Source organism: Ochrobactrum sp. CGA5, from assembly GCF_006345815.1.
GTDB lineage: Bacteria > Pseudomonadota > Alphaproteobacteria > Rhizobiales > Rhizobiaceae > Brucella.
Genome location: NZ_VCIG01000005.1, coordinates 68,716 through 81,602 on the forward strand (window position 1 = coordinate 68,716; position 12,887 = coordinate 81,602).

Below are 12,887 nucleotides of genomic sequence, written 5' to 3' on the forward strand. Positions count from 1 at the left end.
AGAAGTCTTACTTTGCAAGGCTATTAAATGATTGTGGATCAATCAATCTGGACCCAAACTATTTTCAAACTGTACGAATTTTATTTTGAATACTTCGCACGGCCATGCCTTCGTCTACTTTCTCCGTTCAACCGATATCTTCGACCTGATCGAGATATTGCCCGTAGCCCTCTGCTTCCATGCGGTCCTTTGGAATGAAACGAAGCGATGCGGAATTGATGCAATATCGAAGACCGCCGCGATCAACCGGGCCATCCGGAAATACATGTCCAAGATGGCTATCGCCGTGGGCCGAGCGGACTTCAGTCCGCACCATGCCATGCGAGACATCGGTCAGCTCCGCAACATTGGCGGGTTCTATCGGTTTGGTGAAACTCGGCCATCCGCAATGGGACTCATATTTGTCAGCAGAGGCGAACAGTGGTTCACCTGAGACAATATCAACGTAAATTCCCGGCTCCTTGTTATAGAGATATTCGCCGGTTCCGGGGCGCTCGGTGCCGTTCTCCTGCGTAACGCGATATTGCTCCGGCGTGAGTTTTGCAATCGCTTCGGGGTTCTTGCTGTAGCTCATGATGTGCGGTCCCTTGATATGTATCTTGAATCTAGGACGAAAAGGGCAACTATTCCAGCCCGTCGCGAAAGACGAACCGTTGAAGAATTCTCGAACGGGAAAATAAGTCTATCGGCTTATGCGGACGCGCGGGAAAATTTCCATGGTCAGGTAGTGCTCGTCGAAACTCGAGATATGGACGAGGGCGGAGCGGTTCAGGAACTCGACCTCATTGTTGCGAAAAACCAGAAGGTCGTCTTCGCGAAGTTCACGCAACATGCGATTGATATGGATCGGCGTAAGCCCCAGCGCATCACCAAGTTCGCTCTGCGTCAAAGGACAGGAAAAGCTGCTCTCGTCACCTGTCCCGTTGATCCTTGCCCTGTGCCCGAGTTCAAGAAGAAGATGCGCGATGCGTACGAGCGCACTGCGTCGCCCAATACTGATGAGATGCTCGATCAAGATGGCACGTTGTCGGGCCATCAGTTCCATGAATGTCATGGCGAGGCGGGGAGACTTGAGCAGGCTTTCGGTGAGGTGATCCAGAGAGATTTCGAGCACGGAAAGCTCCGTCACAGAAATCAGCGTATAATAATTGAAACCGAGCCCTGTTCTGAAACCAAGGAAATCACCTTTCATGGGGAAGTCGAGGATCTGGCGGTCACCGTCGGGTAGATCGCGATAAATGCAGCCCCAACCGCTCTTGATGATATGGACCGTGTTGGCCCAATCTCCCTGGCTGCTGACGACCGTACGCGCGGCGTAGTTCCTTGACGATGTGGCCAGGGCGTCGAGTACGCTGAGATCGCTTTCATCGAAAACAGCGCCTATGGGTGCGCTTTCCAGAAAATGGCGTAGCGATTTTGCTTCGTCGGTATTTGCTACCATGGAGCCTACCTGCCGTTTCGCCCAGCAAAGGAAGTATGAGTTTTAAGTCTGGTATCCCCGCTATTCGTTTCCGCGGCCTCTGCTCAAGAAGCCCATCCTCGAATGAGTTTCAGCGAGGCTGTTTGGTTTGGCAAGGTAGTAATTTCTACCACTAATTGGGTATATATCGGCGCTTCTTCTAAACCATATTTTGCCGAAACCCTTAATTTAGGTTAATGACACTCAAAGAATTTTCGGGCAGTCTTTTTCTCAAATTAAGAACAAGAACAATAACTGTTTTCAGGAATCTATCCAGATCTCAAGAAGAAAAGAAAAACAGGCAATCAATGCGCTTCCGTGATTGTGATGTGCAAAATACGGAGTTGTGCGCATGAGTTGAATTAGAGGGCGAACAAATGAATATATCTCCACAATTCAGTAGAAGGACGAGTGAATTAAAGAATAATGACTTCGGGAAGACAAAAGAAGGTTCTTTTAAGCCTGAGCAGCCTAATGACAACACGCTGCCGCTACTCGTCATCATAGACAACCGTGCGTTGGATCGTGAATGCCTCGCGCATGGACTGACAAATCACAGCATCGAAATGTTGATTGCCACATTCAGTTCATTCGAGCAGTGGCAGCATCAGCGTCGTGGCCGCACGCCAGGGGCTGTGCTTTTCAACATTGGCGGCCAGAAGGTCTCGGACCCTGCTGTTGGGAATTATCTCAATCGTATCGTCACTGATTGCGCTCCGGCGCCTGTCATCATCCTGGCAGACAAGGAAGAGATATCGCAGGTTCTCAAGGCGCTCGACCATGGCGTGAAGGGCTATATTCCAACGTCCGTGAATGTGAATGTCTGCGTTGAAGCATTGAGGCTTGCCATGGCCGGGGGAACGTTCGTTCCGGCCAGCAGCGTGCTGGCTCTGCGTCACGCCACCGATCCGAACTCGCATCGGCTGCAGCCTCTTGGCGGAATGTTCACCCAGCGTCAGGCCGAAGTCGTCAATGCGCTGCGCCGGGGCAAGGCGAACAAGATCATCGCCTATGAACTCAAGCTGCGGGAAAGCACGGTGAAGGTTCATATCCGCAACATAATGAAGAAGCTGAAGGCATCCAACCGCACCGAGGTGGCTTGTATTATCAACGAGTTGTTCCCATCGGAAACATCGTTCTCCGACCTGCAATAGCACGCAGCCGTCACAGACGGGTCTAGGCTTGACTGCGGATTGAACCATTCCGTGAAGGAGAATTTTGGTGATTATCTCCGACGTTTCATCTGGAAACGGGCGGGAGCCGGTGGCTGACCTGCTCGACATAATAAAACGTAGAAGAATGATGTTGATTGTGCCGATGCTTGCGGGCATCGGCGTCGGCTTTGCGGGCTATTTTACAGCGCCGGTCAGTTTTGTGTCGGAGTCGGTACTGGTGCTGGATATGCGGCGATTGCAGGCATTGCCCAGTGAAAGCGCAATCACGCCGCTGCCGCAGGACAGCCCGGTTTTGCGGTCCGAACTCGACATCATCAATTCACGCATGATGGCGCGAAAAGTTATCGATATCCTGCAAGCGGAAAACATTGTTGTGCCGACGGAATTCCGTTCGCGCACTGTGCTGTCGTCTGCTTCGGATACGGGTTCGCAGGCCAAAGACGCACGCGAAATCGATCCGTCTATGCGCGAACGCCAGCAGATTGACCTTCTTCTCTCCCGGCTGCGGGTCACCAATGACGGTCGCTCCTATACGATTTTCATCTCCTATCGCGCTTCCGACCGGGTTTACGCGGCGCAGGTCGCCAATGCGTTTGCAACGGCCTATCTCGATCATCAGATCGACGTGCAGCAATCGGCCACGCGGCGTATCAGCGATTGGCTTGGCGATAAACTGGGTAGTTTGCGCAGCGATCTGGAAAATGCAGAACGTGCGGCGGAAGAATTCCGTCAAAAGTCCCGCCTTGCAGGAGAGCAGGGACAGATCAGTTTTCAAGCCCAGCGCGTAGCGGCGCTGAACAGCGAAATTGTCGCCGCAACGGGGGCAGTCTCGTTGGCGGAGGCGCGGTTGCGCACGGCTATGGAGTTGAAAAACAAGAATGAAGCGCCTGCGCTGGCCGAAGTGCTGGCATCACCCACCATTCAAAATCTGCGCAACGAGGAGGCGCGGGTGGAACGCCAACTCGGCGAGCTCCGCTCGAATGGAGCGCTGAAAAGCGCCGAAATTCCGGTGCTGAAGGCTGAACAGGAAGCCTTGAAGCAGCAGATTTCCAATCAGGTCGGCGAGATCATCAAGAGCCTTGACAACGAAATCCAGATCGCACGGCAGCGCCGCAGCGGATTGGAAGTCGCGCTGAAAAATGCGGAAGCCGATCTTGCTGAAGCCAATCAGGCACAAGTCAAGGCCGGGCAGCTCGACCGGGAAGCAAATGCCAGCCGCACCGTCTACGAAAGCTATCTCACACGTTACAAGCAACTGATCGAGCAGGATGGCATCGCCGCGCCGGAAGCCCAGATGATTTCGCCTGCCGAACCCGCAATGGCCAAGGCTAGTCCGAACCTTGCCAACTGGTTGCTGCTGGGGCTGGGGCTCGGCGGGCTGGTGGCGCTTGCTGGCACCATGCTGAAGGAAACAATTGACAAGATCAGGCCAGCACAGACGGCATCCTTGGTGCTGCCCGGCATTCCGGCAGCGACACTGCTGCCGGTTTCGCCGCGGCTGACCGTGCCGCTTCTCGTCAATCGTGGTCTCGATCCGGCAAGCCCGTTCGGTCGTGCGATCAAATCTATCCATGATCGTCTTCGAGTCCTGACACGCGGTCGGGATTCGCTCGCGTTGTCGGTCGTCTCGCTATCCGATGGCGAGGAAAAAACGCTGTTGATCACCGCACTGGCACAGCAGGTTGCCGCGACCGGCTTAACGGTTGCGGTCATTGACGCGACGAACAAGCGCGCTGGTCTGTCTGAAGCCTTCGGGCTTCCGCTTAGAGACTACGGCGGCGTGTCTACCGGACGTCCACTCACCGGGGCAACACTCGTGCATGATCACGGCTCGGGGATCGATATCATCAAGCCGAACAAGGAAATGCGCGAGGGAGACTGGCTGGCCAATCTGATTGCCCAACTGCGCGCCGATCACAAAATCATCCTTGTAGACCTTCCGGCAGTCATGGAAGACAAACGCTCGGTTCTCCTGTCACGGGCGACTGATACGGCGCTTCTCGTCGTGCCGTCGGACAGACAGGACCCGCACGCCACCAATGCTCTGATCCAGACTATGGCGTCTTTCGGGCGTAAGCCTGCGCTTGCTGTCGTGAACCACAATTCATCGTCCTATAGAAGCTGGATAACGTTGCCCGTTGCGATGTTTGGGGTGGCGCTGCGAAGAACGAAGCAGAGCATGAGCGCCATGTTCTCGCGACGGAGGAAGCCAGCCGCAGATGATGTTCAGGAACAGGCGTGAGGGGGCCAGCCATGTCACACAGCTCGATCCGAAACCGCATCGGCATGCATCTGCGGGCGACTATGTTTTCAGGGATTGTGCTTTGGGGCGGAAGCTTCGGGGCATTCGCCGACGGACAGGCCTATCGGGTCGGCGCCAACGATGTACTGCAGGTGACTGTCTATGGTCAGCCTTCGCTGACAGGGATTTATCCTGTCGATGTGGACGGCAATATCGGCTATCCGGTGGTGGGGAATATTTCAGTCACTGGACTGACCACCAATGAAATCAGCGAAAAGCTTGCGGGTTCTCTATCTCAGCATATTCCGGGGCTGACAGTAACCGCAACCATCAGTCAATATGCACCGGTGTTTGTTGTCGGCGACGTGAAGGCGCCAGGAAAGTATCAGTTTCGTCCTGGAATGGTTGTGCTTGAACTCATGGCATTGGGCGGGGGAGCCGGCAAAGCGGAATCTCCGGCCCTGACAGCAGGCATGCAGCTCATTGCCGCGCAACAGGAATATGTCGATCTGCAAATGCAGATCACCGCCATGGCAATTCGGCGGGCCCGGTTTGAAGCGGAACTGAGCGGCACGGAGTTCAACTATGATCTGCCGGAGAAGACGCCTGCAAATAAGGATACGGCTGCGCTGACACAGCAGATGCTGGATGGTGAACGTACCTTGTTCAACGTGCGCCGCAACAATCTTGCGGCTGAGCGCCAGGCGCTTGAGGCGCAAGTGGCAAGCTATGGCGATGAAATCCAGACCTTGCAGCAGAGCATCAAGCTTCATGACACCGAAATCCAGCTCTTGCAGGAAAATGTGGATTCCAGCAAATCGCTGGTAGATCGCGGTCTTGCGGCGAAGTCCAGCCTGCGGGACATGGAGCGGGATCTATCTGCCACCCGGCGCGATGCGCTGGAGCTTGCGTCCTTCCTTGCGCGGGCGCGTCAGAACCAGCTTGCCGTCCAGCAACGTATCGCCAATCTGGACGAAACCCGAAAAAGCGAAGCGGCGACCAGTCTTCAGGAGATAGACCTCAACATGGCCCGCATGGAGCGCCGCAGCAGTGCACAACTGCAGACCATGGCGGAAATTGCCAAGTCATCCGGCAATATCTCGTCATCCACCCTGCGCCAGAAACTGGTCTTCTCGATCAGCCGCAACGTCAACGGTAATTTTCAGGATATCGTTGCTAATGAGCGCACGGAAGTCAAACCGGGCGACATTCTGCGTGTCGAGCTGGACATGAGCAGGATCGGCGGCTCGCCTTCATAGGGTGCGTTTTGTTTTCCAACTAATTTCAGAGTTAGGCGCTGCGCGTCTCCTCAGCATGAGGGGCGCGCTGAGGAGACATGTCCGGGATTGACGATGTTGGAGGGAACGTCGCGGCTTTATCGGGAAAGCGGACTGCGCTTACCCGTAGGGCTTCAAGCGGCGACAGGATCGGCGGTTTCCTTCAACCAATCGCGATAGACTTCACGCAGGCCGTCTTCCAGATGGATCTTTGGCTTCCAGCCAAGGGCCAGCATCCGCGACGTGTCGAGGAGTTTGCGTGGTGTACCATCGGGCTTGCTGAGATCGTGTTCAAAGCGGCCTTCGTAACCGACGACACGGGCCACGGCAAGCGCCAGATTCTTGATCGAAATCTCTTCACCTGTTCCGATATTCATCGGCTCAATGCCGTTGTAAAAGCGCAGCATGTGCAGGCAGGCATCGGCAAGGTCGTCCACGTGCAGGAATTCACGCAAGGGCTTGCCACTGCCCCAGAGCGTGACATGATCGATCCCTCTCACCTTGGCCTCGTGAATCCGCCGGATCAGGGCTGGCAGGACATGCGAGCTGTTGGGGTCGAAATTGTCGTTCGGGCCGTACAGATTGGTGGGCATCGCCGTCATGAAGTGACTGCCGTATTGCCGCGCGCAAGCCTCGGCATGTTTCAGACCAGCGATTTTGGCGATGGCATAGGCTTCGTTGGTCGGCTCCAGCGGGCCGGTAAGCAAGGTATCCTCGGTGAGGGGCTGAGCCGCGTCGCGTGGATAGATGCAGCTTGAACCGAGCCACAACAAGCGCTCGACGCCATTCTGCTGGGCGGCGCGGATGAGATTCATCCCGATGGCGAGATTGTCGTAGAGAAAGTCTGCCGGGTATTGCGAATTGGCAAGGATGCCGCCGACACGGGCGGCAGCTATGATGATGACATCCGGTTTACGGCCGCTGATGAAATTCTCTGTCAGTCCCTGCCGGGTCAGATCAAGGGTGTTGTGTCCGGCGGTGATGATGTCGCAGTCCGTATCTTGCAGACGTCGCAGGATAGCCGAACCGACCATTCCTGTATGCCCGGCAATGAATACCTTCTTGCCTTCGAGCGAATAGAGCGGGGCGGGGATTTCAGCCGTAAAAGTCATTGCGTCCAACCTCCCGCATGATATTGCGCAAATCCCAGTCGACCATCTCGGTGACGAGATTTTCGAAGCCGGTCGTATGCTTCCAGCCGAGGCGATTTTTCGCCTTGGAGGCATCGCCGAGCAGAAAGTCGACTTCGTTCGGGCGGAAATAGCGCGGATCGATCTCGATCAGGCACTTGCCGGACTTTCGATCGCAGCCGATTTCTGCCACGCCGTCGCCCCGCCATTCAATCTCCTTTTCGACGGCCTTGAAGGCATGTTCGACGAATTCGCGCACTGTATGGGTTTCGCCGGTCGCGAGTACGTAGTCGTCGGCCGTGTCTTCCTGCAAGATGCGCCACATGCCCTCAACATAGTCTCGGGCATGGCCCCAGTCCCGGCGGGCATCAAGATTGCCAAGCCGAAGCCTGTCTTGCAGGCCGCGTTCGATGGCGGCGACAGCTCGCGTGATCTTGCGGGTGACAAAGGTTTCGCCGCGAAGCGGGCTTTCATGGTTGAACAGAATGCCGTTGGAGGCATGAAAGCCATAGGCGTCTCGATAATTTACCGTGGTCCAGTACGCATAGAGTTTCGCCGTCGCATATGGGCTGCGTGGCGCGAAGGGCGTCTGTTCATTTTGTGCATGGGGCGAGCTGTTGCCGAAGAGTTCCGACGTGGAAGCCTGATAGAAGCGACACGTCTTGCCGAGTCCCAGGATCCGCATGGATTCAAGCAACCGCAGCGTACCGAGCGCATCGGCATTCGCTGTATATTCTGGCGTTTCAAAACTCACCTGCACATGGCTCTGTGCGCCGAGATTGTAAATCTCGTCGGGTTGCACCTCCTGAATGACACGGCACAGATTGGTCGCGTCTGTCAGGTCGCCGAAATGCAGGCGGAAGCGAATGTCTTCCTCGTGCGGGTCTTGATAGAGATGATCGATACGTGCCGTGTTGAACGAGGAAGACCGCCGTTTCAGACCGTGCACGCGGTAGCCCTTCTTCAGAAGAAGCTCGCTTAGATAGGCGCCGTCCTGTCCTGTCACACCGACGATGAGAGCTGTTTTCTCCTGCAAGGGTCTGCCTCCGATAAGAAATCTGATGAAACCATGTTAGCGATTTCCTGCGCGGGCAGAACGGCTCCAAAACGGCAATCGCGGGCCGCAGCCTCCCTCTTCGGATGAGGCTTGAAGCGCGTCCGGTATGGTTGGTTTCACCCAAAGAGGTAGGCGGCTCCCCCGGTGTCGGTGCTGACCATGCCTTTGTGTTTCTTGCGGTATCTGCCGCGCTATTGCGATCCTCTGCTTAACCGGATCGAGCAATAGGAAGCGAAATCATGCGTGTAGTGCTTGCCAATCGTTACTTCTACCCGGACCAGTCGGCGACCAGCAGGATGGTGACGAGTCTTGCTCATACGCTTGTGCGTGAAGGCATCGAGACGACCGTGCTGGCAAGCCGCAGCTATCATGACAAGCGGAAGGATGCTCTGCCTGCGCGCGAAACGATCAGCGGTATAGACGTGCATCGCATATGGACTTCCGGCTTTGGCCGGGGGAAGCTTGTCGGGCGCGCGGTCGATTACGCGACATTCCATTTGTCCGCCGCCGCTTGGTTCGCAGCAAACACCAAGAAGGACGATGTCTGTGTGGTTTGCACCGATCCGCCGCTTCTTTCCGTCTCGGCTGCATTGCCGGTTCGTATGCGCCAGGCGAAACTGGTCAACTGGGTCATGGATCTTTTCCCTGAAACGGCGATGGAACTGGGCCTCATCAAGTCCGATACCGTTTCCGGCAAGCTCGCCCTGATCCTACGCAACTGGTCGATGCGCCAGTCGGCATTGACCATTTGCCCGATAGAGCGCATGGCGCATTATCTTTCTACACGCGACATTCCGGCGGAAAGCCTCAGCGTGGTTCACCACTGGGCTGATCGCAATGAAATCGTTCCAGTGGAACCGGCGCAGAACCCTTTGCGCCGGGCTTGGGGACTCAGTCGGAAATTCGTCATCGGTTATTCCGGCAATTTCGGGCGGGCGCATGAGTTCAAGACAGTTCTCGATGCAGCCGAACGGCTCAAGCACATGAAGAGCATTGTCTTCCTGATGATAGGCGAGGGCCAGCAGCGCGGTTTCGTTGAAAGTGAGGTTAAACGGCGCAACTTGACCAATGTTATGATGAAACCGTTCCAACCTGTTGATAATCTTTCCGAAAGCCTCGGCGCGGCCAATGTGCATCTGGTTTCTCTGAAACCGGAGCTGGAACATTGCATCGTGCCCAGCAAGTTCTATGGCGTGCTCGCAGCTGCGCGACCGACAATCTTCATTGGCGATACAGATGGCGAGATTGGCACGATTGTCCGCGATTTCCAGTGTGGCGTGGCGCTGAAACCGGGCGATGTGGATGCGCTGGTCAATGCGATCCTTCATCTGCGACATTCGCCTGTTGGGCGCCTGTCTATGGGCAACAATGCGCGTTATCTGATGGAAACCGCCTATTCGCGCGAATATGGCGCTGCGGTCTGGCAGTCCGCTATCTCGCGGCTTGAAGAAAGGGCAGTGTCACAAGCCATGCCGGTCCTCGACCGGCAATTCCAGCCGAGGGAACTTTGATGGATGGGTCGGTCGTTGTCAGCCAGCTTGGTGCGCGCATGCATTACGCAGTCCCGCGCATCTTCGCGAGCCGCGAAAGACTTGCGCACTTCTATACGGATATATGTGCGCTTCAAGGATGGCCACGCCTGTTGAACAACCTACCGCCGTCAATGCTGCCCGCATCGGTGCGGCGGTTGGTAGGGCGTACGCCGCAAGGGATACCACAGGAGCGCATGACAACCTTTCCCGCCTTTGGCCTGCATTCCGCCTTGCGCAGGCTTTCCAATCAGACAGGACCAAAATCCACGGCCAATGCCATTTGGGCGGGGGAAACTTTCGGCAGGCTGGTGGCGACCAGCGGTTTTCACGGTGCAAGCGGTGTCTATGCTTTCAGTGGTGAGGCGCTGGAACTGCTGACGGTCGCGAAACAACAGGGTTTGTGGACAGCGGTGGAGCAGATGATCGCACCGCGCACTATCGTCGAGCAGTTTGCCTGTGAGGAAGAAGTGCTTAATCCAGGTTGGCAGCTTCCGGCCGTAAATGATGTTCATACCGAAATATTTGCCGCGCGTGAGAAAGCTGAATGGCGGATCGCCGATGCCGTCATCTGTCCATCCGACTTTGTGGCGCGTCATGTGATCGAAGCGGGCTGTGATCAAGGAAAGGTCGTCGTTGTGCCTTACGGCGTCGATGATCGTTTTCTGCTCGATCCTTGTCCGCGTCTGCCGGGGCCGCTGCGGGTGCTTACCGTCGGTGCGGTGGGGTTGCGCAAGGGGTCGCCCTATGTTGGCGCGGTGGCACGCGAACTTGGCGACAAGGCACATTTCCGCATGGTGGGGCCAATCGATGTCCAGCCCGAAGCGCTGGCGAAGCTTGCTGCGACGGTCGAACTGGCCGGACCGATACCGCGCAGTGAAATGCGGGCCCAATTTGAATGGGCGGATGTGTTCCTGCTGCCGTCGCTCTGCGAAGGATCGGCGACGGCGGTTTATGAGGCGCTTGCCGCAGGATTACCGGTCATCTGCACGGATAACACAGGCAGCGTCGTGCGGCACGGTATCGACGGTTATATCGTCCCGATCCGTGATGTGACTGAAACCGCCGAGATATTGCGGCAACTTGCTGGGAATGCGGCGATGCTTGCACGGATGAGCGACAGCGCAAGGGAGAGGGCCAGCGATTTCACCGTCTCACGTTATGGCGAGCGACTTGTACAGGCGCTGGCGAAGCATTCGAGGGTAGATGCAAGATGAAGATCGTTCACGTCATCGGTTCCTACGACCCCGCCAAGGGCGGTCCTCAGGCCGTCGTTGTACGCCTTGCTGCGGCCCAAGCCTCATTGGGCCATGAGGTGACAATTGTAAGCTATTGCGATGATGAGGTGAGCAGCCGTGCCAACAAGGCCACGTCGACAATACCTGACTTCGAGAAGGTGCGCACGTTGCTTCTCCCAATGCCCGACCTGAGGGAAACCTTGTTCGGGGGGGCTGCCGCGAAAGCGATGGAAGCATTGGTGCGCGCGGCAGACGTCGTACACCTGCATGGTGTTTGGGAGACCAATCTTTTAAGGGCTTCAATGCTTTGTCGTCGCTTCTGTGTACCCTACTGCATATGTTGTTGTGGCATGCTCGATGTGTGGAGCATGCAGCAGCGTGCATGGAAAAAGAAACTTGCAATGGCGCTTGGCTTTCGCCGCATGCTGGACGGCGCGGCTTTCATTCACGCGCTGAATGCGGATGAAATCGACCTGATGCGTCCCCTTGGGTTGAAACCGCCATCGGTAATCATCCCGAATGGTATTTTCCTCAACGAAGTTGAGGGTGACCGGGGTATCAACGTGCCCGGATTGCCGCAGCGGCCTTACGTCCTGTTTCTGTCCCGACTTCATTACAAGAAAGGACTCGATATTCTTGCCGATGCCTTTCGTCGCGTTGCCCCGCTGTTCCCTGATGTGGATCTGGTGGTCGCTGGTCCCGATGGAGGGGCTGAAGATGAATTCCGTGAACGTATTCGCCAGTACGGACTTGAATCACGTGTTCACATGACCGGCGGGCTTTACGGTCCTAGCAAGATCGCCGCCCTGAAACAATCGGCCTGCTTTTGCCTGCCAAGTCGTCAGGAAGGGTTCAGCGTTGCCATAACCGAGGCGCTTGCCTGTGGTGTTCCGGTGGCGATTACCGATTCCTGCCATTTTCCGGAAGTTGCTGAGGCGAAAGCCGGGGTGGTCTGCTCGCTCGATCCGATGGCTTTCGCCTCAGCGCTTGAGCAGATTCTGGAGGACCCGGATCGTGCGGCGCGAATGGCCGCTGCCGGCGCGAAGCTCGTGCGTGCCAATTACACCTGGCCGCGCATTGCGCTCCAGACGATTGCGGCCTATCGGAATTTTCAGCCACTTAAGAGCGGCGCCGTTGCGGGACGGAATGCGTTCCGCTCGGTTCGTGCCGTTCGATAATCACGGCTTCCGCCTTGGCCGCACTGGCTTGGCCGGATTGCCGGCATAGACCATCCATGCGTCCATATCACGGAAGCTGACACCACGCGCGCCGAGAACCGCGCCTTCCCCAATGTTTACACCCGGTCCCACGAAGGCTTCAGCCGCAACCCAGCCGTAAGGCCCGATGTGAATAGGGGCCGTCGTGAGTGGAAACTCCGCCTGGTCGATGTTGTGTCCAGCCGTGCAGAGATGGGCGCGCTGTGACACGATCGCGAAAGGCGCAAGTGTGACATGCGCGACGTTATAGCAAAGCGCTCCGGGCCCAAGCGATGAATGGGCGCCCATCGTCAAGTTGCCCGGCCACCAGATACGCGCGCTGCCGCGCACTATGGCAGTCTTGTGAACCTTTGCACCGAAGGCACGCAGTACAGCGCCACGCCAGCGCCACAGGAAGGACGGTGTCCAAGCCGCCAGCGCCAGCCAGCTTGCCTGCCAGATCAAACGCCGGAGACGGTGTTCGAGTGTGAAAGTCGCGTCACCTTCCATGGGGCGTGACGACGTTTTGCGACCGCTGATCGGCATGGGCGAGTTATGCTGTGATGCGACGGACATTGTGATCA

11 protein-coding genes are annotated in these 12,887 nt (G+C 56.5%); 6 read left to right on the forward strand and 5 right to left on the reverse strand.

The window, feature by feature from the left end:
* Positions 1–127 precede the first annotated feature (127 nt).
* Together msrB and FJQ48_RS05115 are read right to left on the reverse strand one after the other, a co-directional pair.
* Positions 128–574 carry a peptide-methionine (R)-S-oxide reductase MsrB gene (gene msrB / locus FJQ48_RS05110; RefSeq protein WP_139974128.1) on the reverse strand — a complete coding sequence of 149 codons (447 nt, stop codon included), beginning with the start codon at positions 572–574 and terminating at the stop codon, positions 128–130.
* A gap of 108 nt (positions 575–682) precedes the next feature.
* Entirely contained in the window at positions 683–1,441 is a 759-nt protein-coding gene (locus tag FJQ48_RS05115; protein ID WP_139974129.1) for a Crp/Fnr family transcriptional regulator, read from the reverse strand.
* Positions 1,442–1,836: 395 nt separating this feature from the next.
* On the opposite strand from FJQ48_RS05115, the gene FJQ48_RS05120 reads away from it, so the two are divergent.
* From FJQ48_RS05120 to FJQ48_RS05130, 3 genes are all read left to right on the forward strand, one after another.
* A complete protein-coding gene (locus tag FJQ48_RS05120; RefSeq protein ID WP_139974130.1) occupies positions 1,837–2,613 on the forward strand; it encodes a response regulator transcription factor in 777 nt (258 codons plus the stop codon).
* Between the two features lie 67 nt (positions 2,614–2,680).
* A complete protein-coding gene (locus FJQ48_RS05125) occupies positions 2,681–4,876 on the forward strand; it encodes an exopolysaccharide transport family protein (protein WP_139974131.1) in 2,196 nt (731 codons plus the stop codon).
* An 11-nt stretch (positions 4,877–4,887) separates the two neighbouring features.
* Positions 4,888–6,135 (forward strand): polysaccharide biosynthesis/export family protein, encoded by a 1,248-nt coding sequence (locus FJQ48_RS05130; RefSeq protein WP_139974132.1) that lies wholly within the window; start codon positions 4,888–4,890, stop codon positions 6,133–6,135.
* Between the two features lie 152 nt (positions 6,136–6,287).
* On the opposite strand, the gene FJQ48_RS05135 is transcribed toward FJQ48_RS05130, so the two are convergent.
* Together FJQ48_RS05135 and gmd are read right to left on the reverse strand one after the other, a co-directional pair.
* The gene (locus tag FJQ48_RS05135) at positions 6,288–7,265 is read right to left on the reverse strand and encodes a GDP-L-fucose synthase (protein ID WP_139974133.1); all 978 of its coding nucleotides are present in this window, start codon (positions 7,263–7,265) and stop codon (positions 6,288–6,290) included.
* Positions 7,249–8,319 (reverse strand): GDP-mannose 4,6-dehydratase, encoded by a 1,071-nt coding sequence (gene gmd / locus FJQ48_RS05140; RefSeq protein WP_139974134.1) that lies wholly within the window; start codon positions 8,317–8,319, stop codon positions 7,249–7,251. Before gmd ends, FJQ48_RS05135 begins: the two co-directional genes overlap by 17 nt.
* Before the next feature lie 260 nt (positions 8,320–8,579).
* Here gmd and FJQ48_RS05150 point away from each other — a divergent pair, with 260 nt between their 5' ends.
* Genes FJQ48_RS05150 through FJQ48_RS05160 form a run of 3 tightly spaced genes read left to right on the forward strand, consistent with a single transcriptional unit; the run spans position 8,580 to position 12,285 of the window.
* Complete coding sequence (locus tag FJQ48_RS05150; RefSeq protein ID WP_139974135.1) at positions 8,580–9,851, forward strand: glycosyltransferase family 4 protein; 1,272 nt, start codon at positions 8,580–8,582, stop codon at positions 9,849–9,851.
* Entirely contained in the window at positions 9,851–11,086 is a 1,236-nt protein-coding gene (locus tag FJQ48_RS05155; RefSeq protein WP_139974136.1) for a glycosyltransferase family 4 protein, read from the forward strand. Before FJQ48_RS05150 ends, FJQ48_RS05155 begins: the two co-directional genes overlap by 1 nt.
* Complete coding sequence (locus FJQ48_RS05160; protein WP_139974137.1) at positions 11,083–12,285, forward strand: glycosyltransferase; 1,203 nt, start codon at positions 11,083–11,085, stop codon at positions 12,283–12,285. The genes FJQ48_RS05155 and FJQ48_RS05160 overlap by 4 nt, the downstream gene beginning before the upstream one ends.
* On the opposite strand, the gene FJQ48_RS05165 is transcribed toward FJQ48_RS05160, so the two are convergent.
* Positions 12,286–12,879 (reverse strand): putative colanic acid biosynthesis acetyltransferase, encoded by a 594-nt coding sequence (locus FJQ48_RS05165; protein WP_139974138.1) that lies wholly within the window; start codon positions 12,877–12,879, stop codon positions 12,286–12,288.
* Positions 12,880–12,887: the final 8 nt, after the last annotated feature.